The organism is Photobacterium sp. DNB22_13_2, assembly GCF_052873915.1.
Genome location: NZ_JBNNXU010000007.1, coordinates 179,793 through 201,449 on the forward strand (window position 1 = coordinate 179,793; position 21,657 = coordinate 201,449).

Annotated in this window: 16 protein-coding genes; 9 read left to right on the forward strand and 7 right to left on the reverse strand. The window is 45.2% G+C overall.

What is annotated here, in order from left to right:
- Positions 1–101: 101 nt before the first annotated feature.
- Positions 102–569: a hypothetical protein gene (locus ACVA58_RS12935; protein WP_446510848.1), complete on the forward strand. Its 468-nt coding sequence runs from the start codon at positions 102–104 to the stop codon at positions 567–569.
- Here the strand turns inward: ACVA58_RS12935 and ACVA58_RS12940 are convergent.
- A complete protein-coding gene (locus ACVA58_RS12940) occupies positions 566–3,022 on the reverse strand; it encodes a beta-mannosidase (RefSeq protein ID WP_446510849.1) in 2,457 nt (818 codons plus the stop codon). The two genes, ACVA58_RS12935 and ACVA58_RS12940, sit on opposite strands and share 4 nt — an antisense overlap.
- Positions 3,023–3,400: 378 nt before the next feature.
- Between ACVA58_RS12940 and ACVA58_RS12945 the strand changes: the two genes are divergently transcribed.
- The 3 genes from ACVA58_RS12945 to ACVA58_RS12955 all read left to right on the forward strand — a co-directional run bounded on the left by ACVA58_RS12945 (position 3,401) and on the right by ACVA58_RS12955 (position 6,636).
- Complete coding sequence (locus tag ACVA58_RS12945) at positions 3,401–4,459, forward strand: porin (RefSeq protein ID WP_446510850.1); 1,059 nt, start codon at positions 3,401–3,403, stop codon at positions 4,457–4,459.
- Positions 4,460–4,645: 186 nt separating this feature from the next.
- Positions 4,646–5,437 carry a MurR/RpiR family transcriptional regulator gene (locus ACVA58_RS12950; RefSeq protein ID WP_446510851.1) on the forward strand — a complete coding sequence of 264 codons (792 nt, stop codon included), beginning with the start codon at positions 4,646–4,648 and terminating at the stop codon, positions 5,435–5,437.
- 305 nt (positions 5,438–5,742) lie between these two features.
- Positions 5,743–6,636: an ROK family protein gene (locus tag ACVA58_RS12955; protein WP_446510852.1), complete on the forward strand. Its 894-nt coding sequence runs from the start codon at positions 5,743–5,745 to the stop codon at positions 6,634–6,636.
- A gap of 93 nt (positions 6,637–6,729) precedes the next feature.
- Here the strand turns inward: ACVA58_RS12955 and ACVA58_RS12960 are convergent, their stop codons facing one another.
- The gene (locus tag ACVA58_RS12960; protein WP_446510853.1) at positions 6,730–7,632 is read right to left on the reverse strand and encodes a helix-turn-helix transcriptional regulator; all 903 of its coding nucleotides are present in this window, start codon (positions 7,630–7,632) and stop codon (positions 6,730–6,732) included.
- 281 nt (positions 7,633–7,913) lie between these two features.
- Here ACVA58_RS12960 and ACVA58_RS12965 point away from each other — a divergent pair, with 281 nt between their 5' ends.
- The 5 genes from ACVA58_RS12965 to ACVA58_RS12985 all read left to right on the forward strand — a co-directional run bounded on the left by ACVA58_RS12965 (position 7,914) and on the right by ACVA58_RS12985 (position 16,996).
- Positions 7,914–9,869, forward strand: a complete 1,956-nt coding sequence (locus ACVA58_RS12965; protein WP_446510854.1) for a fructose-specific PTS transporter subunit EIIC — start codon at positions 7,914–7,916, stop codon at positions 9,867–9,869.
- Between the two features lie 19 nt (positions 9,870–9,888).
- Positions 9,889–12,555, forward strand: a complete 2,667-nt coding sequence (locus ACVA58_RS12970; protein ID WP_446510855.1) for a glycoside hydrolase family 38 N-terminal domain-containing protein — start codon at positions 9,889–9,891, stop codon at positions 12,553–12,555.
- Between the two features lie 88 nt (positions 12,556–12,643).
- Positions 12,644–14,596, forward strand: a complete 1,953-nt coding sequence (locus tag ACVA58_RS12975) for a family 20 glycosylhydrolase (RefSeq protein ID WP_446510856.1) — start codon at positions 12,644–12,646, stop codon at positions 14,594–14,596.
- Positions 14,597–14,946: 350 nt separating this feature from the next.
- Entirely contained in the window at positions 14,947–15,651 is a 705-nt protein-coding gene (locus ACVA58_RS12980; protein WP_446510857.1) for an NAD(P)H-dependent oxidoreductase, read from the forward strand.
- A gap of 166 nt (positions 15,652–15,817) precedes the next feature.
- A complete protein-coding gene (locus tag ACVA58_RS12985; RefSeq protein WP_446510858.1) occupies positions 15,818–16,996 on the forward strand; it encodes a patatin-like phospholipase family protein in 1,179 nt (392 codons plus the stop codon).
- On the opposite strand, the gene ACVA58_RS12990 is transcribed toward ACVA58_RS12985, so the two are convergent.
- The 5 genes from ACVA58_RS12990 to ACVA58_RS13010 are packed head-to-tail and all read right to left on the reverse strand — an operon-like array spanning position 16,993 to position 21,608.
- On the reverse strand, positions 16,993–17,316 hold the full coding sequence (locus tag ACVA58_RS12990; RefSeq protein ID WP_446510859.1) for a cytochrome C oxidase subunit IV family protein: 324 nt from the start codon (positions 17,314–17,316) through the stop codon (positions 16,993–16,995). The two genes, ACVA58_RS12985 and ACVA58_RS12990, sit on opposite strands and share 4 nt — an antisense overlap.
- A 25-nt stretch (positions 17,317–17,341) precedes the next feature.
- Positions 17,342–18,058 (reverse strand): heme-copper oxidase subunit III family protein, encoded by a 717-nt coding sequence (locus tag ACVA58_RS12995; protein ID WP_446510860.1) that lies wholly within the window; start codon positions 18,056–18,058, stop codon positions 17,342–17,344.
- Between the two features lie 15 nt (positions 18,059–18,073).
- Positions 18,074–18,664: a cytochrome c oxidase subunit 3 gene (locus ACVA58_RS13000; RefSeq protein ID WP_446510861.1), complete on the reverse strand. Its 591-nt coding sequence runs from the start codon at positions 18,662–18,664 to the stop codon at positions 18,074–18,076.
- Positions 18,661–20,460 carry a cytochrome c oxidase subunit I gene (gene ctaD, locus ACVA58_RS13005; RefSeq protein WP_446510862.1) on the reverse strand — a complete coding sequence of 600 codons (1,800 nt, stop codon included), beginning with the start codon at positions 20,458–20,460 and terminating at the stop codon, positions 18,661–18,663. The genes ACVA58_RS13000 and ctaD overlap by 4 nt, the downstream gene beginning before the upstream one ends.
- Positions 20,460–21,608, reverse strand: coding sequence for a cytochrome c oxidase subunit II (locus ACVA58_RS13010; protein ID WP_446510863.1), 1,149 nt, complete (start codon positions 21,606–21,608; stop codon positions 20,460–20,462). The genes ctaD and ACVA58_RS13010 overlap by 1 nt, the downstream gene beginning before the upstream one ends.
- Positions 21,609–21,657: the final 49 nt, after the last annotated feature.

Genomic DNA, 21,657 nt, shown 5'->3' on the forward strand with positions numbered 1-21,657 from the left:
CACTAATTGACCAATGTCATCATACTGTTTGTTTGGGCAATCAGTTTCCCCAGTATGTCCCGAAGATTTTGCATTCATTTGAAGAAGAAAGACTGTTCACAATGGAATATTTCCCCGAGCACTTTAAAGATTGGAAAAAGAGTTTGATGCAGGGGCAGACAACAATCGCTGTCTTGCAGAGGATTGGAGAAATTTTGCGTGCTACTCATAAAGTCAGTTGCCATGAATCTATCGAGCAGGATCTGTTCAAGTCAGATAGCAACTTTCATGAATTACGGTTAGCGCCTTACTTTGAATACATGATAGCTAAATGTAGGCGGCTGTATGCATATAGCGCATCGTTGTGCAGTGATGTTGCCAGCACCAAATGCTGCCTAGTCCATGGTGATATCAGCCCCAATAATATTTTTGTATCGGGTGAGGAAGTTCAACTTGATGTAGGCTGGGATCACTTAAAGGACAAAAGCCGACGATTTCGTCGGCTTATACTCGCTTGTATTAATAGAACGGATCAAGCCAATTTATTTATGGTTCCAATTAATATCGGCTTATCGTACCAAGCGATTTAATAAGTGCTTCGGAGATCATAAATTGTAATTCCTGCCAGTAAGGAATCAGTAGATGCATCACCAAGGTATTTCACTTTGCGTTGCGACCCAGTGATTGTTGCTGGCAAGAGGGTAAAGCTTGAATCCTCAAAACGTCCTTCACCATCAAATTCAATATGGACGAAGTGGGCGGGTTGGTCGCAGTCCAGCACAATGTAGTGTTGTCCTTCTTCGTTGATGATTGTCCATTCAATGCTGCTTTTTTGAATGTCAGCATGCTTGTACAGTGAAGGGTAGAATGTGTTCTCTATTACTTGCTCTTGGTCATGGAGCTCAACATGTAGGAAGTAATCTGTTTGCGGATTACTCTTGTCGAGAGTCGTCGACCAAGGTTGAGTAACACCATCAGCGACCAAGGCAGATTCAATCGACCACGACTGGATTACCTCGCCATTCCAACCGATCTTTCTCACTGTTCCCGTTAGAGTAACAGGTCGGTGTTGGTCGTTGACTACGTGCAAGGTGATAACATCATTTTCTTCGATGAAAGTCGCTAGCTGCGGTGCAAAAAAGCGTTTTGCATGGTAATGCAGTTGTTTCCAACGACCAGTATATTCAATGCTTGACCAAGAGCTCACAGGCCAGCAATCATTTAACTGCCAGTACAGAATACCTCGACAGTGGTTTTTATATGCTCTCCAGTACTCACTGGCCGTTTTGATCGCTAATGCTTGCTGGACCTGGCTAAGGTAAAGCATATTTTTAAAGCTGTTTGGGAAGCGGAAGTAGCGAGTAAACATTTCAGTGATAATGCTGTTACCACGGCCGTTCTTCTGGTGTTGCTCAAACGTCGGCGATGTGACATTCCAGTCACTCTCTTCGGCATAGGTTTTTACGGTAGGAAGAGATGGCCAAGATTGATAGCCAAACTCAGAGCAGAATCTTGGCTTCACGCTGTAGTATGCATCAAGAGATTTGCCCGAATGCCAAACATCCCAGAAGTGCATGTCACCGCTGTCATCATCGTGCCAGGCATCGCCAAAGTCGAGTTCACCGTTACATGGTGAGCTTGCCCAAAAGCGGCGGGTTGGGTCTTCTTGTTCAACTACCTGAGCGAGCATATTGTTAAGGCGATCGTAGTTAACAACATACTTCTCGCGATTATTCTTTGACTCAGGGTACCAACCGATAGCACCAATCACTTCATTGTCGCCACACCAAAGAGCAAGTGATGGATGGTCAGATAAGCGGCGAACTTGGTCGATAACTTCTAGCTCTACATCCTTCATGAACTCTTTTGTTGAAGGGTAGAGGGCACAAGCAAACATTAGGTCTTGCCAAACCATTAGCCCTAGTTCGTCACAGAGTTCATAGAAGATGTCATGCTCATACATCCCGCCACCCCATACACGGATCATGTTCATGTTTGCAGCTTTAGCGTCTTCTAACAGGCGTCGATAGTTTTCAGGGGTATGTGATGAAGGTAGGGCGTCCAATGGGATCCAGTTGGCACCTTTAGCCATAATAGCCTGGTCGTTGACGACAAAGGTCATCGCGCTACCAATTTCATCGGCAGATGTATCTAGCTCTAGTTTACGCAAGCCAAGTTTTTTGCTGAGTTGGTGTTGATTCAGGGTAACTTTCAGTGGGTAGAGGTATGCATCGCCATAACCAGCAGGCCACCAGCGCTTAGGGCTTGAAACATTTACAGTGAAACTTGTACTTTGTGCGCCCAATTGATTCACATTAATCGAGAGATGGTGAATTTGGTCGTCAAATTCAATCTTGATAGTGCTTGGTTCATCGCTGCAAGCAGTCACGTCATAGTCAACGATGATCTCTAGCTCACAGCAGTCATCTTCTTGCCAGTGTTGTACGGTATGAACACGGTTAAGGCGGGTTTGATGAACAGGCTCAAGGATCATTGACTGATAAATACCGCTAACTAGCAGACAAATTCCCCAGTCCCATCCCGCATGGCACTGGGTTTTACGCAGGGTATTCATATGTGGAATTTGGTTGTTACCTACCGCCCATGGTACAGGGAAAGGTAGTCGTTTTGCGCGCTCGGTGGCTTCCACATCCGCACGCTTTAGCTTAATTATGATCTCGTTCTGTCCCGGTTTTAGGTAAGGCAGGACATTGACACTATAACGTCGGAACATGTTGTTGCAGCTTACAACATGGTGGCCATTGATCTCGAATTCGGCAAGGGTATCTACAAACTCTAGCTTCAAGTCAATGGAGTTAGCGTCAAACCACTTGGCATCAATCTGGAAATGCCTTTCCAAATGCCATTCACTCTCTCCAACCCATTGTACATTGCGTTCATTACAACCGTGGTAAGGATTATCAAGTAGATCGGCATTTATCAATGCTGAGTGTATGTCACCTGGTAGCGTGCAAGAGATATTGATATTCGGGTGCTGTGGTGATGTCAGCTTCCATTTACCATCAAGTAACAAAGTGGACAAAACGAACTCCTTGGTGAGTGTTTGTTTAATTGAAATTGAAAAATGATAGCCATTGTATTTATTTTTTATCGAGCTATAAAGTGGAGTAAAGTACAATATACTGGAGATTTGTATAAAGAATAATGAGATTAGACATAGCTTTGATAAAGGATTAAGTTGCTGTGTCAAAAATATTTGGAAGTATGAACGGGATCATACTTTTTGGTGTGTTAGTTCTTTGTGCTATGAAGTGGATAAATGTCCAATATTCACAAAAGGCTCTATTAGATATTATTTCAATGCCAGCTAAGTATATTTAATAACTTGATTTTTACATTTTAGGCGCTTGCCTGCCTTGCTTAGTCTGTTTCTTGTTTTATATTTCTAATAGGATAAATTATGAAAGCTAAGTATTGTGCTGCAATGTGTGCTGCAGCATTACTATCCTCTGTTGCGACCGCAAATGATGAGATTGAATTATACGGTCAAGTTGCTATTTCTATGTATAGCTATGCCGAAGATGGCAAAGATACAATAAATCGCTTGGACAATGAATCCCGAATCGGTTTTCGTGGGGCCAGAGAATTAGAGCGTGGCCCAAGGCTGATTTGGCAAATCGAGGGTAATAACGTTGGTTCTGGGGAGAATAGCGGTGATGGTCAAATAGGATTTCGAGATACCTATGGCGGTTTTGAAGATGATCGCTGGGGACGTGTGCAGTTTGGCCGTTTTCTGACGCCGGTATATGCCATTATTGATTGGCCTTATTCAAACCCAGGTCTGGGTAATGTATTTGACTGGGGGGATGATATTGCTGGTGGCGCTTATTACGATAGGCAAGCTGATCAAGTTAGCTGGAGTAGCCCTAACTGGAATGGATTTACGACGACGTTGGCAGTAGGTCGCGGTAATAACTTAGAAAATTCCAGCAGTAATTTCTACGGCGCTTCAGCTCATTATAACTACGGTCCTTTACAGCTCCATGCTGGCTATGAATACGGTACTGAGCGTTTAGTCGAACTTGAAGAGTCAGATTCGTTGATGACGGCAAACTCTGATTATCAAACTTATGTGACTGGCTTTGAATTGGCTTTCACCAATGGCATTGGACTTTTTGGTGCATACAAAGTGATGTCTGCGGACTATTCAGACTACAATAATGACGCTTCGGATGCGGGAACGATAGAAGGCATCATTGGTAGTCAACAAGATCAAACATCATACTCTGTAGGTGCCTTGTATGATATTGGTTACTGGCAATTCAAAGTAGGTTATGCAGCCAATAGCGATTTGGAAATTGATAACCGTAAGGTGAGTGGAACAGCAGATAACGTCCTTTCTGGCCAAGCAATATATTTCTTGGATGATCCAGCGTTACTGTACTTCCGTGTGAAGAAAATGGAAATCAATGAGTCAGATATTACGGAAGTGCGCCTTGGGGTCGAGTACTACTTCTAATTGGTTCGAATGAGTTGTTAGTAGTGTTAGCAAAGGGTGGGCTAAGGCTTATCCTTTGATTCATTGAGGAGAAGTAGCAAAGAAGGTGTCTGCGATACGACTAAGCCGCATTGAAATGAAATTATTTTCATTGTAGATTGTCTTTTGTTCTTAGTGATTGGTAGTGAAAGACCTAAGCGGATAGATATGATAAAAGATTTCAGGTTGTTATTTGAGTACGCTCGTCTTAAATTTACTAATACTGACCAGAAAATTGCGGACTACTTTCTTGCTCTTAACCCGATCAAGAACATTGAAGAACTCGCCTCAGAAATTGGTGTTTCAACGGCTTCTATTACTCGATTTTGTAAAAAAATCGGGCTGAATAACTTTAAAGAGTTTCTTTACTTGTATCAAAATCAGCTAGATTCTGAACACCCAGAGTTTACTGAAACACGGACATTACAAAACGAATATTTTGAAATGCTGCAGCAGTTCGATCAGCGTCTTAACCAAGAGGATGTTGACTTTTTTAGTGAAATGATAAACAAACATAGAGTCATTTATGTTTTCGGGTTAGGTTATAGTTCTTTTGCTGCTCATGATCTTAAGTTTCGATTAACGCGCTTAGGGAAGTTTGTCGAAATTGTTAACGATAATGATTCAATTGAAATGATAAGCTCTATTCTGGGTGAAGGTGAATTAGTATTACTGCTCTCTCTTAAGGGTAATAATTCTAGAATGATCCAATCAGCAGAGAAAATGAAAGCTAAAGGTGTTCAGTTATTGTGTATTACGGCAAATGAGAAATCTCGATTAATTGATTGTGCTGATAAAACATTATTGACGGTATCTCTGAAAGGGGAAGAATCGACAGGAATGATTTCTGGACAACTGCCTATGTTAATAGCCTTTGACCATATATATTTCCGATATGTTTCTTTGTTCCGGGACTCAATTCAGAAGTGGGTGAAAACAGAGCAAAGTTTTGAAGAGTGATAATTGTACCTAAAAATAACATTCCTTTGAATATTTCTATCATTTTTTCGTAGTCTCTCAATATCCAGTATGCTTGGTGAGGAGGGACTATTATATATTTTAATGTGATAGTTAATAATTTCAATGTGGATTAGTTGTAATATATAAAATGTGATTTCTGCATTTATACATTTTATATATTGTTACTTTTCCTTGGATAATAATGATCATTGCATCAAAAGATCACCTTAAGAATATTCGATGCTGGGTTGACATTCATCTCCTTTAGTAGAAGTAACTTCATATAGAATATGTGGGATTAAATTATGTTAGTGGGCTTTGATATTGGTGGAACGAAAATTGAGGTTCAGGTTTTATCTGTACAGGGTGAAGTGTTATATAAGCTACGCCATCCTACCCCTGATAACTATGACGCTTTCGTGACAAAGATCGGTGAAATGGTTGTAGACATCAACACTCAGTTGGGACACTTTAATGCGATTGGAATCGGGCTTCCGGGAGCGGTTTGCCCTACCAGTGGAAAGATGAAAAATGCAAACTGTACGTTTCTCAATGGCCGTGATGTTATTGGCGATTTGGGCCTAGCGACAGGGAAAATAGTTAAAATTGCTAATGATGCAAACTGTTTTGCGTTATCAGAAGCAGTCGATGGGGCTGGAGCTGGCGGCACTGTTGTATTTGGTGCGATCGTAGGTACTGGTTGTGGCGGTGGTATTGTTGTCAATCAAACCATAATCACTGGGGCTAATGCGATTACTGGTGAGTGGGGCCATAATCCTCTGCCAGGATATAACACTGAAAATGATGGCAATATAGGTCAGTGTTATTGTGGTAAGAAGAACTGTATTGAGCAGTATATCTCTGGTACCGGTTTTGCGGCGCAATACAATCATAAGCACCAGGCTAACCTAAATTCCCAGCAGATCATGGCACTGGTTGATGCCGGTGACAAGCAGGCGGTGGCAGCATATCAGCTGATGCTTGATCAGATGGCGAGAAGCTTTGCCTCTATTAGCAATATTCTTGATCCCGATGTCATTGTACTGGGTGGCGGTATGTCAAACGTTGAGCGACTATATCAAGACTTACCAACTGCGATGAGTAAATATATATTCTCCAATGAGCCGAAAGTGACAGTCAGAAGTGCAGTCTATGGCGATAGTAGTGGTGTACGAGGGGCTGCTTGGTTGACCAGATAGACGCCAATATTCTAGTTCCTCCCTTAGCAAAAGGAGGGAGGAACAGCTCACCATGCGACTTGAAGTTACCTTGGGGGAGTGATCTTGGTCAAGCTATGCCGCCATTCCAGCCCTGAATTGGGATGGTGTAAGCCCTGTTTTTTGTTTGAAAAGCCGGCAGAAATAGTTCGTATCGGAAAAACCACATTGCTGAGATATCTGCTTGATCCGCTGATGGTTCACCTCGAGTAAACGCTGTGCATTTTCCATTCGCTTATGGCAAAGATAATCCTTGAAGCTTGTTTTTCCCTGATGCTGGAATATATGTGATAAGTAGTTGGGCGAAATATGGAATTCTCTAGCCACCTCTTCACGGTTCAATGATTGGTTATAGTTTTCATTAATATGCTTTGTTATTTTGTGAAACAGCTCTTCCTGACGACTAGGGAGCTTCTTGGGTGCTTGTTCCATAAGCATTAAATGGCTTAGCAGCGAGCGCAGCACCAAGCTTATAGTGTCGGTATCTGATTGCGCACTTCCAAGCGCTTGTAATACCTGCACCAGTCCATTTCCAACTGCCTGATTACGATGAACTGATGTTCGTTTATATGTGTCGGTAAAGTTGTCTCCCTCTCTGCTATATAGGCTAAAGCCAACCTTATGAGGGGCTATGTTGAGGCTAAGTAAAGTCACCGCTTCTCCCCATTGAGGTTGACTCCAGCCCATACTTGGGATGTATAAGACATCACCTGCGGAAAACCGCTGTCGTTGACTGTGGTGTTCGTCAACGGAATACACAATGTCGGTGCTTCCCGTCAAAACAATATCAATACGGGGCATGTTAAGCTGCCATGCCTTTGGCGGGCGGTTGTGGCTGGGTGCTGCTAGATATATACGAGTGATAGCACTCTGTTGCTCAATAAGGTGAGACAGATGATGAGAGATCGGATCGGGCTGATCGTTCTGTTCGCTGCTCTGCTGCTTGGCGACTGTTGCTGAAAATAAATTCAAACTCATTGTTAGCATCTTCTTAATTGTGTCAAGGATTGGCGTAATTACAGCAGTTGCTTTGAAAAAATTTACACTGCGTGCGTGAAAATTTTTTCAGTAATTGGTGTTTTTACGCATTTTTAACGCTTTGATTATCGTCTTTTATGTTTTGTACGGTATTTTGCCATGCATTTAATGAAAAAATTTACAGACTGATGATAATTGTGGCCTTGATCTCAAAATATTTCTGAAAATACTTACATAATGACGGCCGAATTGACGTAATAAGGTTTATGGAGCTTCAATTAATGACAATTAATGTAGTAGCGGTAACAGGGTGTGCAGCGGGAATCGCTCACACTTACATGGCCGCACGAGCGTTGGAAGATGCTGGTAAAGAGCATGGCTTCAACATAAAAGTTGAAACCAATGGCTCTATCGGTCCAGAGAATGTTCTGACCGAAGAAGAGATCGCTAATGCCGATGTTGTGGTGCTCGCGTCTGATGTCGAGGTCGACAAAGCGCGTTTTGCAGGCAAGAAGATTTATGTCACCCGGCCAAAAGTCGCGATGAAAGATGCCAAAGCGCTGGTTGACATTGCGATGAAAGAAGGCACTGTTTTTGGTGGTAAAGGGACTGAAGTAGGTAACATCACTTTGGGTAAAACGTCTGAGAATGGTTTTATCCAGCATGTGATGAGCGGTATCTCTTACATGGTGCCAATGGTTATCTCGGCTGGTTTATTATTGGCTATTGCCAACGTGTTTGCTTTCCAGCGTGATGACTTAGGTCGCTTAGTGGCTTGGGGCTTTGATCAAAGCACGTTTATGGGCGACTTGATGTTCCACTTGTTTAAAGTGGGTCAAGTGGGCTTCCTGTTGATGATTCCACTTTTTGCGGGCTTTGTTGCTAACTCTATCGCGTCTAAACCAGCGATTGCACCGGCAATGATTGGTGCATATATTGCTAACGATGCTGGCTTCTTAGGTACTGATACCGGCGGTGGTTTTTTGTCTGCTATCCTCGTGGCCTTCTTAGTCGGCTACATGGTGAAATATCTGAAAATGGTTCCTTGGCCGAAGATTTGTAAGCCGCTGCTACCAATAATGATTATCCCTCTGATCGCCACTTTCTTTATCACTGTTATTGTTAAGTACATGATTGGTACCCCTATTGCTGCGGGTATGGGGGCGCTTTATGATTGGTTGACATGGATGACCTCGACGTATTCATCATCAACTTTCATTATCGGTGCAATCATTGGAGCAATGATCGGTTTTGACTTTGGTGGTCCCGTCAATAAAACAGCATTGATCTTTGGTACTGCAGTATGGACTGATACTGTTGCTAAATACGGTATTGAAGGCGCGAACTTTGTACCTGGTACTGCGGCACAGGCTGCGATTTCGGTTGCACCTCTTGGTATTTTCCTGGCGTCGAAACTCTTCAAGAACAAATTTACTAATACTGAGAAAATCTCTGCTGATTCCGCGTTCGGTATGGGGATTGTGGGTGTGACGGAAGGTGCAATTCCATTTGCAGCCGCACATCCAGTTCAAATGATCACCGCAAGTGTGGCGGGTTCGGCACTGGCCGGCGGCCTAGTGGGTTTCTTCGATGTTAAGTTCTACGGTGGTATCGGTTCTCCGTTAGGGACTTTCGTTGGGTATATCGAACAGCCAATTCCATTTGTTACCTGGATCCTATGTACTATGTCAGGGATTACGCTGACAGCGATAATCATTGGTCTATGGCGTAAACCCGTAACTTCCGAGAATGGCGGCAGTGCGACGGTTTCTGAGCTTGGTGAGGTTGTCTCGAAGGAAGTCTTCAAACCTGAACACGTTTTGATGGACACCACGTCTACATCAAAAGCAGAAGCGATTGCGTTTATTGCTAAGGAAGCTTACAAACTGGGCTACGTTTCTTCGGAAAAACAGTATGCAAAAGGGCTTAAAGCACGCGAAAACCAGTCAAGTACCGGATTTAAAGATGGTATGGCTATCCCGCACTGCAAAACCAAAGCGGCGAAGAATGCGGGGGTCTTTGTGGTGCGCTTTAGCAATCCTATTGAGTGGGAAACAATGGACGACCGACCGGTGAAAACGGCTGTGGCATTGAGTATTCCTGCTGAGGGTGATGAAAAGAGCGTAGAGATATTGACTAAGCTGACCCGTTGCATGATGAATGACGAATTTAGGGATACGCTGAATAAAAAAGACAGTAAAGAAGTGGATTTAACTATTTCTGCTGCTATTGCTTGAGTTAGTAGGAATTGATTGAATGATGAACAAAGTATTTCACGTTATTCCTCATACCCACTGGGACTATGAGTGGTATTTTTCAGCGCACGAATCCTTGATTCAATTGGTTTATCACATGGATGAGGTCATGTCGGCGCTTGAAAATGGCGAGAATGACACGTATTTACTGGATGGCCAACTGAGCATTATTGAGGATTACCTTCAGCAGTGCCCTGAGCAACTTGAACGCCTTCGCGCGCTGGTTCAACAAGGTAAACTGAAGATTGGACCTTGGTATACGCAAACGGATCAGCTGATTATCAGTGGTGAGTCCATTGTGCGTAACTTGCAAACAGGTATCCGCCTTGCTGAAGATTTAGGCCCTGTGATGTCTATTGGTTATGTGCCGGATGCGTTTGGTCAAAGTATCGATATGCCAAAGATTTACCAAGGTGTTGGCATTGATAAGACAGTATTCTGGCGTGGTCTTTCTACCGATGTGTGCCAAGCTCGTGAGTTTAACTGGCAGAGTGAAGACGGTAGTCAGGTGTTGGGATATAACATAAAGAACGGCTACTTTGTTGGCTCGCATGTTATGTACTCTGATGATCCAACCCCGTTGTGCCTTCAGGCTGAGGACGGTTCACTGGCTGCCAATATTGCTATTCCACTGGGTGGCGATCAGCGTTTCGTTGATAAGGAACTTAAATCACGTCTTGATATCAGCAATGCATCAAATAGTGACTATCAGCTGATTGAAAGTAGCTACGATAAACTGTTTGCGGATATTGAAGCTGAAAACCTTGATTTACCGACCATTAGTGGCGAGATGATAGATGGGCAGGTGTCGAAAATTCACCGCTCAATCTATTCTTCTCGTTATGATCATAAGTATCTTAACGATAGAGTTGAGCGGCGCCTTTCTTATCAATTGGAACCGTTGATGGTGATGGCTGCCTCACAAGGTATTGAGTCTAAACCAGCGCTGTTGAGCAATATCTGGAAAACCATTCTGCGTAATCATGCCCATGATAGTGCAGGTGGCTGTAATACAGATAAAACCAATAAGATCATTTTATCGCGTTTTGAAGAAGCGGATCAGGCGTCAGACTCTGCTGTGGATTATTTGGTCAGAAAGCTGGCAGAATCACAACCAACGGCAGAGCAAGGTGGTATTGATGGGCGTGTAACACTGTTCAATACCTTACCCTATGCTCGAAATGCATTGATCAAGACAGTTATCTCTACGTCAGCTCCAAGCTTTGTCCTGTTGGATTTAGATGGACAAGAGGTCAAGGTTGATGTGGTTTCATCACAGCGCGTTTACCGCGGAAGTATTCAGCGTGATGAGTCGACCAATGATCCTTCACTTTATTACTACCAGAGTGACGTCGAGTTCTATTATCCATTGCCCGCATCGGGCCATACCAGCGTAAAGCTAGTCGAGCGCGATGTTGAGGGTGGTTTAGAAACGACGGTTGAGACATCAGATCATATAGAGATTGAAAATGCCCGTTATCGCTTGAACTTTGAACAGGGGCAGTTTGTGCTTTTGGACAAAACTCAAAATCGAGTATGGGATAACTGTATTAATCTGGTTGATATGGGCGATGACGGTGATACCTATGATTATTCGCCGCCAAAGAATGACTGGCTGATCCAACTTGATTGGAGCCAGGCGACCATGAGGGTGGTGAAGCAAGGCTTTTCTGAGTCAATCCTGATCGACGGCGTTTGGTCATTGCCTGAAGATCTCGCTGAACGTGCTAAGCAGAATTGCTCTGCATCGATGGGATACTCCATCACCCTTCGTCTTGAACATGCCGTTGCTGGCGGGGAGTCAGTGTTGCCGTTGTCGATCGACGCTAATTTCGACAATCAAGTAAAAGATCACCGTGTGCAGTTGGTCGTAACAACGCCATTTGAAACCTCAACCAACTGGTCTGATACACCGTTTGGTGTTGTCGAGCGTGAAAATGTGCCTAAGCGTCTTCATGATTGGCGTGAGAAGGGTTGGAAAGAAGAACCAAGTCCGATCTACCCAATGCTGCATTTGGCTAACCTGCATGATCAGTCCTACAGCCTTAGCTTATTGACGAAAGGTATTAAGGAGTACGAAGTCAGAGCAAATAACCAAATTGCCCTGACACTATTCCGCAGCGTCGGTTGGCTAGGTAAACCGGACTTGATTCGTCGTCCCGGCATTGCTTCAGGCCAGCAATTTAAGTACATCCCGACACCGGATAGTCAGTTGCTGGGGGCATTGCATTGTGAATGTGCCTTGTTGATTGAAGATAACTTCAATCCCGCGCATGTGCAGAAGATGTGGCAAGAGTATGCGATAGAGCCATTGGTTTATCAGAATCAATCGCTTAATCAGTTTACCAATACGCTGAAGTATTTTGTTATGCATCCTCTGACCACTCAGGTTGCGGATCATCGCACAGGCATTGAGCTTGATAGCGCGGAGCTCGTTGTGAGTGCGATAAAAACAACAGAAGATGGTCACGGTATTCTTGTTCGACTATACAACCCTAGTAGCGAAACTGTTACTGAGGCCGGTCATTTAAAGGCAGCGACTGCCGAGACATCTGTCACTGAAGTAAACTTGCTAGAACAACCTATTGCCGACGCACAATCTTTCAATGGCAAATTTGGGCTTGGGCTATTTAAGCCGAAGCAAATTCGTAGCTTTATCTTTAAATAAGAGATTGAACTAACGCCACCCTCTAGAGGGGCAGGATTTTCCTGCCCCTCTGCTTGTAATTCTACTTATTTTTGAAAGAGACATTGGAATGCGTCTACGTTTAGAACAGCATTTGATTGCCAATGATGAAGCTGGCAGCCGTTTGTTGGTTACCTTTAGTCACCAAAGTGATTCCCCCCTAATTGATTGGCATCTTGAATTTAGCTGTATCCGTGGTATCACGGCTAACACCTTAACTAGTGGGAGTCTTGAACAGGTAGGCACTCTGTATCGACTTACTCCCCCTGAGTCATTCCGAGTGCTCACGGCCGGGGAACGATTTAGTGTCGAGTTTGAGGTTCCTCTTCCACATATTTCGCTGCAAGGACATGGTATTACCGAAGCGGTAGTAGTGATTCAACAAAACATGCACAGGATAGATGTAACCCCCCTGCAGTTTAGTGACTGTGCGCTGCTCCGCGACCAGAATGTAGAGGAAAATATCGGGAAAATAGCCGCGATATCTATCATTCCTCAGCCTGCTCAGTTGATGGTTCAAGCGGGTTGTTTCACACTGGATAGCCGTTGTCAGGTTCTGTGTGATGTCGAGTTTGCTCGGATGGCCTCACTATGGTTTGAAGACGAGTTAGTGCAGCGTCATCAGCTTGCATTTACTGATAGCTGTGAGCTTAGTCGTTACGGATTGATTCGCTTTGAGCTGGACAGCCAGTGCAGCGAGGGAAGTTATCTCCTCTGTGTCAACACAGATCATATTCTGATACAAGCCAGCGAAGAACGGGGTTTTCTCTCTGCTGTTGCCAGTTTGCTGCAGCTGATCCCGTTACAGCCTAACAACAACGAGACATTTGTGTTGCCTTGTATCGAGATCCAAGATAAGCCACGGCTCGGCTATCGAGGGATGATGCTTGATTGTGTCCGTCACTTCCATTCAGTTAGCAAAGTTAAGCAGATTATTAACCAGCTGGCACGACTCAAGTTTAATGTATTTCACTGGCATTTGACTGATGATGAAGGTTGGCGCATTGAAATTAATGCTTATCCGATGTTGACTGAAGTGGGCGCATGGCGTGGTCCTAATGAGGTGTTACCTGCTCAATATAGCCACCTGACTGAGAGTTATGGTGGTTTCTATTCTCAGCAAGATATTCGGGATGTGGTCGCTTATGCTTCAGCTCGTGGTATCACCATTATTCCTGAAATAGATATTCCCGGCCATTCGCGTGCGGCCATCAAAGCCTTACCGGAACTTCTGTATGACGCTCAGGATGAGTCGCAATATACCAGTGTTCAGCATTTTAACGATAATGTGTTGTCACCTGGTCTGGATGGAACTTACGCCTTCCTTTGTACTGTGTTGGATGAAGTGTGTGAACTCTTTCCTGCACTCTATGTACATATTGGGGCTGATGAAGTACCTGAGGGGGTATGGAGTCAAAGTCCAAGCTGCCAGCAGCTCATGGCTCAATTAGGATATACCGACCCGAAAGAGTTACAAGGGCATTTATTACGCTTTGCTGAGCAACACTTGGCGAAGAAAGGGCGCCGAATGCTGGGTTGGGAAGAGGTTGTTGATGGTGATAACGTCAGCAAAGAGACGGTGGTTTTTTCTTGGCAAAGTGAAAAAGCGGCACTGGAATGTATCGAAAAAGGCCACGATGTTGTGCTTCAGCCGGGGCAATTCCTATACCTTGACATGGTACAAAGCCATTGTATTGATGAACCAGGCCTTGATTGGGCAGCAATACTGCCGCTCGAAAAGGTCTATCATTACGATCCGCTTGCCAATATCCCAGCCGATAAACAGGATAAAGTCTTGGGTGTGCAGACTGCGCTGTGGTCTGAAACTGTGGTTGATGAGCATACGCTCGACTATTTACTTTATCCGCGACTGTTTGCCGTAGCAGAAGTCGCATGGTCTGAATCGCGCCAGTGGTATCATTTTTTACGTAAATTGAATAACCATTTGATTGAGCTGGAGCAGCTAGGAATATCGTATTGTCGTCATGGTATCTTTGATGAAGCTAGTCAATTAGCCAGCTAATATAAAATCACTTCCATGAGGTTGCTTAATGCTTTCATACACTTATGTGATGCGCTTTCGTTGAGCTGTTAACGTTAACAAACCAAGCCCTATTCGCTAATGGGGCTTTTTACATTTTCACTAAAACCGGGGGTTCTATGTGACTTGTCATGGTTGGCAAGGTAACGCTATACAGATACTTAATTATGGCAGTTTTAGTCCATAGTCATTGGTTTTCTCTGCTCTTTTTCTTTTTCGATAAAAGATTCAAACTGCTTTTCATCAAGACAGACGTCAAGCCACACAGTGAAAGACCGCAAAGTTTGGTGTGGGATGAATTGTCCATAACGAAGTGAAATAGGGCCAATATAGTGAAAGATATCAAACAAACCAATGATGTTCAGGTACAGATCCTAGAAGCATTCAACTCTCGTCATGCAACGAAAGTGTTTGATCCTAAGCGTAAGATCAGCGATGGCGAATTCAATACTATTTTGGAAGCGGCACGCTTATCCCCAAGTTCATTTGGTTTTGAACCTTGGCAGATCCTTGTCGTCCAGTCTCCAGAAAAACGAGAACTGTTCCGTGAATTTAGTTGGGGAGCGAATGGTGCTTTCAATGGAACTGCAGGCCAGTTGGGTACAGCGAGCCATTTTGTAATTTTTCTTGCCCATACAGATATAACCATGAAGCACAATTCTGACTATCAGCAGCAACACATGCGTGAAGTGAAGAAGCTGCCTGAAGAAGTCATTGGCTTTATTAATGGGGCTTTCCAGAAATTCCAAGAACATGACTTCAAGATTGAAGGTAAGCAGCAGATCACTGAATGGTCTGCGCGTCAGGCCTATATTGCACTAGGCAATGTGATGACGTCTGCGGCGTTGCTGGGGATAGATTCTTGTCCTATTGAAGGTTTTGAGATGGAAAAAAACGTCGAAGTATTGAAAGAGCATTTTGATATCGACCCTAATGTCTATCAACCTGCAGTAATGGTCGCACTGGGTTACCGAGAAAATGAGCCAGCGTTTGCTAAAACACGCCGCGAGATGGATCAGGTTGTTGCCTGGTTCTAAATGATGTAGACATATTCAATGCAAGCCCGACAAAATAAGAGTTTTGTCGGGCTTTTTGCCGTTGAGTATCACGAGTTTTATCAATAGTCATGTTCGAGATCTGGTTCAGCTAACCTACAGCCTCTATGAATAGAATGACGTGTATTGATATGCTAAGGAATGAATAGTGCAGCGTTGGATATTCTTGTTATTGCCTGTTTTACTCTCTGCTTGCAGTAGTTCAGATCGTAGTGCGGATCCTGCTACTTATACCATGATGCCTTCGTCGTTTGAGGAGATCAGGGTATGGGATGAATTTAACCCTGAAGGTTTAAATGCCATGATCCAAACCAACACTAGCAGTTGGATTAAGGAGCATCAGAAGAAGCAGAATTTGAATTATCTAGCGCTATCTGGAGGTGGCTTTAATGGCGCTTTCTCTGCTGGATTGTTAACAGCTTGGACGGAGCGGGGGGATCGTCCAGAGTTTGATGTGGTAACGGGAATATCAACAGGGGCCATTGTGTCGGTATTTGCCTTCCTCGGCAGTGATTACGATGATGTACTAACAGAACTTTATACCGAAACTGAGTTTAAAGATTTATTCCATTTCAGGAATATATTTGCCCTTGCTAGGCACCAGTCTCTGCTCGATATCTCTCCCTTTGAGCAGAAAGTTCGCCAAGTAGTGACCGATGAGTTGGTCGCGGAAATTGCCAAGCAGAGTATACGTGGCCGTCAGTTGATTATCGGGACGACCAATATCGATAACCAGCGTCTTGCTCTTTGGAATATCGGTCGGATAGCTGAACACAGTACCCCGCAAGCTACCACCCTGATTCAAGAGCTGATCATTGCCAGCAGCTCAGTACCTGGAGCATTTCCGGCGCGGAAAATCGAGTTTGAACAAGACGGTCAACAGTTCGATGAACTGCACGTTGATGGGGGGGTAGTACGTCAAGTTTTCTTCGCACCTTCATGGGTAGATCTGCGTGATATGGACGTTGAGCAAAACCTCTATGTGATCCGTAACAGTAGCTTGAAATCGGATTTCCAACCAGTGCCCTATAGGCTCAGTAAAATAAGCGAAAGAACCATCAATACACTTTTGCTCAATCAGGGCATCGGAGATGTCGAGCATATTTACCATAATGCCCGTCAGCAGGGAATCCATTTCAACTTAGCGTACATTGATGAGGACTTTCAGGTGTCGGAAGAGCTTTCACCCTACAGTGGTGAATTTATGACAGAGCTATTTGACTACAGTTATGAAAAAATGTGGGAGGAGCAAGCTTGGCAAACGATCCCACCATCATTACCTGAGTTTTACCGCATTGAAGCGGCTAAAACACATAAAGATGACTAACTAAAGAACCTATCTCTGAGTGCAAATATATAGTTAGCCTCGCTGACCATTAGGCCGACAAGTACCAAGAGTACCAGAGGTGGCAGAAATATAGTGCAGACCAATGCCATTCGCTCCCATAGCATATGCATGAAGACACTAGCGATAAGGCCAGCCTTAAGGGCCATAAAGAGCAAGATCAAACTCCAGCGCAATATTCCTTCCAGCTGGAAGTAATCCACCATATAAGATAAGGCACTCAATACGAACAGGAGTAGCCAAATACCTAAATAGAGACTGATCGGGTGTTGTTGCGTGTTGGTTTTCGTTGAGCTAGTCATATGCGTACCTTCCTACAGGAGATAGCTACCAGAGATAGAAAAACGCAAAAATGAAGACCCAAACAAGGTCGACGAAGTGCCAGTATAAGCCTGCGATTTCAACGATTTCATAGTTCCCACCTGAATGGTTACCATGAGGTTTATTGCTATTTGGGCGTTCATAATCTCCCCGCCAGACCTTCCACGCCACAATGAGCAGATAAACCACCCCAACAGTAACATGCAAGCCGTGGAATCCGGTGATCATGAAAAAGCAGGCGCCAAATTGAACCGCGCCAGCCTCGTTCTCCCAAGGACGGAAGCCATCTTCTATCAGCTTGGTCCACTCAAACGCTTGCATCCCAACAAAGCTCAGGCCAAATAAAGCGGTGATCAGCATGAGTAATGCGGTAGCTCCACGTCGTTGCTGGTAACCGCAGTTGACCGCCATGGCCATGGTGCCGCTACTGGTGATGAGGATAAACGTCATGATGGCAATTAGCACCAAAGGGACTGATTGCCCGGCGATAGTTAGGGCGAAAACATCACTGGGAATAGGCCAAGGCTCAGTTGTTGTCATCCTTACAGACATATAACCGACGAGGAAACAGCCGAAGACGAATATATCGCTAAGCAGGAATATCCACATCATGGTTTTGTTGGGGGAAGTGTTAAATACGGCTTTGTCGGCAGAGTAATCATTGACTATCGATGCCCACGCATGGTGAGTCGGATGGTCATCGGTATAAATGGATCGTGGCATGGGGATAACCTCCTATTACGTCAGTCGGAGTAGGCCGAGTAAAAACAGCCAGACGAATAATAAGAAATGCCAGTAGCGGGTACAAAGCCGCAGGGCGGGATAGAGCTGGTTGCGATGGCCGCTCCCAGCATGGAATACTACCCAGCTCAGGGCAATGAGCCCACCGAGAACATGCAGTCCATGCAGACCGGTTAATAAATAGAAAAAACTGGCTGCAGGGTTGCTACCTACACCTAAATTGACAGCGAGTAATGCTTGCCATGCCCACAGTTGGCTAAAAACAAAGCCAAAGGTAAAGGTAACCGTCCATACCAGCAGGGCATGATTCGCTTTTAATGAGGGTAACAGTGCGGCTTTGCGGTAGCACAGGTGCATGGTGACGCAGCTCATTACCAGCATCACCGTGCTGACAGCGAGTTGCCAAGGCTCGTTGACAGCTTGCCAGTCAGGCAGCGTCATTCTGATCCGGTAAGCAACGGCAAACAGGAAAAAGAACATAGTGATAACGGCAATTAGCAACCATACCGCTGTGGATGAAGGCGCCTGAAACTGGCTGGCATAACGAGCGTCAGGATCTTGGGTGAGCGTTTGTATGGTTTTTTTCATGAGCGCTCCTTATCGGCTTTTGCCGTTGGCTCGCTGCCACTCCCGCCGGATGAGGCAGAGGATGGCTCAGGTTCCGTCTGCGGTGTTTCCGATGGCTTCGTTTGTGGTATGTAGTCTTTGTCATGGCCGGGGACACTGAAGTCATAGGCCCAGCGATAGACCACAGGGAGTTCTTCGCCCCAGTTACCGTGTTTAGGGGGCGTATCTGGAGTGAACCACTCCAGTGATGTCGCTTTCCATGGGTTGCTGTCGGCCACTTTTCCAAACTTCCAGCTCCAGAATAGGTTGAACAGAAAGAGGATCTGGGCTGCCCCGACAACCAAGGTCGCAATGGTGATAAAGGCATTCATGGATTGAGCCGACTCGGGGATAAAGCTGTAATCATCCCAGTTGTAGTAACGTCTTGGCATGCCGAGGATCCCGAGGTAGTGCATCGGGAAGTAAATGGCGTAGGTGCCAAGGAAGGTGACCCAGAAATGGATATGCCCCATCACAGGGTTCATCATTTTGCCGGTGACTTTCGGGTACCAATGATATATCCCGCCGAAAATAACCAAAATTGGTGATACTCCCATTACCATGTGGAAGTGTGCTACTACAAAGTAGGTGTCGGAAAGAGGGATATCGACAATGACATTGCCAAGGAACAGACCGGTTAGCCCGCCTATGATAAAGCTACTCATGAAAGCGATAGCGAAAAGCATCGGTAGGTTGAGGTGAATATCACCGCGCCAGAGAGTGAACAGCCAGTTGTAGACTTTGATTGCCGTCGGTACCGCAATCACTAAGGTGGTGGTGGCAAAGAAAAAGCCAAAATAGGGGTTCATGCCACTGACATACATATGGTGAGCCCAGACAATAAAGCTTAATGCCGCGATGCCCAAAATAGCCCAGACCATCATTTTGTAACCGAAAATATTCTTACGAGCATGGATACTGATGAGATCCGAAACGATCCCAAATGCAGGTAGGGCAACGATATATACTTCGGGGTGACCGAAAAACCAGAACAAGTGTTGGAACAGAATAGGGCTACCACCGTCATAGCCTGTCTGCTGGCCCAAGGAATAAATGGCCGGCATGAAGAAACTCGAACCGAGAAGTTTATCAAAAAGCATCATTATCGCGCTGACCAATAGAGCAGGAAAGGCCAGTAAAGCCATGGCTGAGGCGGTGAAGATCCCCCATACGGTTAGGGGCATTCTAAGCAAAGTCATTCCCTCGGTACGGGCTTGTAGTACCGTGGTGACATAATTCAAACCACCCATGGTCGCGGCGACAATGAACACCGCTAATGAAATAAGCATCAGTACAATACCCCAGTCTGTCCCCGGGGTGCCGGGCATAATGGCTTGCGGCGGGTATAGAGTCCATCCGGCTCCTGTAGGGCCGCCAGTCACAAAAAAGCTAGCGATAAGGATTAATGACGCCAATAAGTAGAACCAGTAACTGAGCATATTAAGGTAGGGGAAGACCATATCCCGTGCCCCGACCATTAAAGGGATGAGGTAGTTGCCGAATCCGCCAAGGAAAAGGGCGGTTAGCAGGTATACCACCATGATCATGCCGTGCAGAGTCATTGACTGATAGTATAGGTCGACGTCGATGAAATCGAATTTTCCGGGAAAACCAAGTTGCAAGCGCATGATCCAGGAAAGCACCAGGGCTATCATCCCCATCGCAATGGCGGTTAGCGTGTATTGGACGGCAATAACCTTGTGATCTTGGCTCCAGACATACTGAGTCCAGAAGGATTGCGGGCGTTTCTTAACAGCGTAGGGGCTGGTTTCAAACATTATTCTGCTCCCTCGTTCTCGGCTCCACCTGAACCTATCAGGGGCGAAGAAACGGCCTTGATATAGGCAATAATGGCATCGACTTCCTGAGCGCTAAATTGATAAACCGGCATGATTGCCGGATAGCCTTTCACGATTTCCGCATTGGCATTGAGGATTGCGACTTTGAGGTATTTGTCGTCCACCAACACTTCCGTATCATCAGACAGGACCTCTGTTTTGCCATATAACCCTAACCAAGTAGGGCCGACACCGGGCTTACCATCGGTGCTATGACACCCAATACAGCCATTTACTTCTGACAGGGTTTTGCCATGCTGGACAGGATCGGTAATTGGTGTGTCTCTTTCTGAGGCGGGTTGTTGGGTTTGAGCAAATGTTGGTTGCTGTGCCAGCCAACGGCCAAATTGGGCATCATCTTCGACGACCACCCGGCCGCGCATATTGAAGTGCCCTACGCCACAGAGCTCAGCGCATAGGATATCGAAGGTGCCGCGTTGAGTTGGTGTGAGCCAAAAGTAGGTGATGCTACCGGGTACCATATCCATTTTGGCCCGAAATTGCGGCACGTTAAAGTCGTGCAGGACATCTTTGGATCTAAGCAAAAACTTATAGGGTGAGTAGAGCGGAAGATGCAGTTCGGGGCTCAATATGATTTTATCGTCATTAGAGGCAGGATCATCTGGATCAAGCCCTAGCGGGTTAGTCGGGCTGATAAAACGGACATCTGATTTACCGAGCTGATCATCTTCACCAGGAAAGCGAAAGCTCCATTTCCACTGTTCGCCGACCACTTCGACTTCTTTGGCATCATCGGGTACAGCAACGAACTTACCGTATACCACCAACCCCGGCGCTAACAAGCCAATAATAGCTACGGTCGTTAAGCCAATTAACCAGGCTTCAAGGCGTTTATTATCTGGCTGGTAAGTGGACTTGTGTCCTTTGCGGTGGCGGTATTTGATCACAAACCAAGCGATCATCAAATTAATGACAATGAAAAATGCACCGGTAATCACCAGAGTCAGATTGAGGGCACCGTCTATCTCTCCCCAGTTGGAGGCCGCAGGCGTCAGCCACCAGGGGCTGAGAAAATGAAAGGCAATGGATGCCACAACGATCACTATCAAGACAATGGCAATCGCCATGAGCTCGTCACCTCGCAGTAGGTACGCTAGCTTCCGTGATAATGAAATG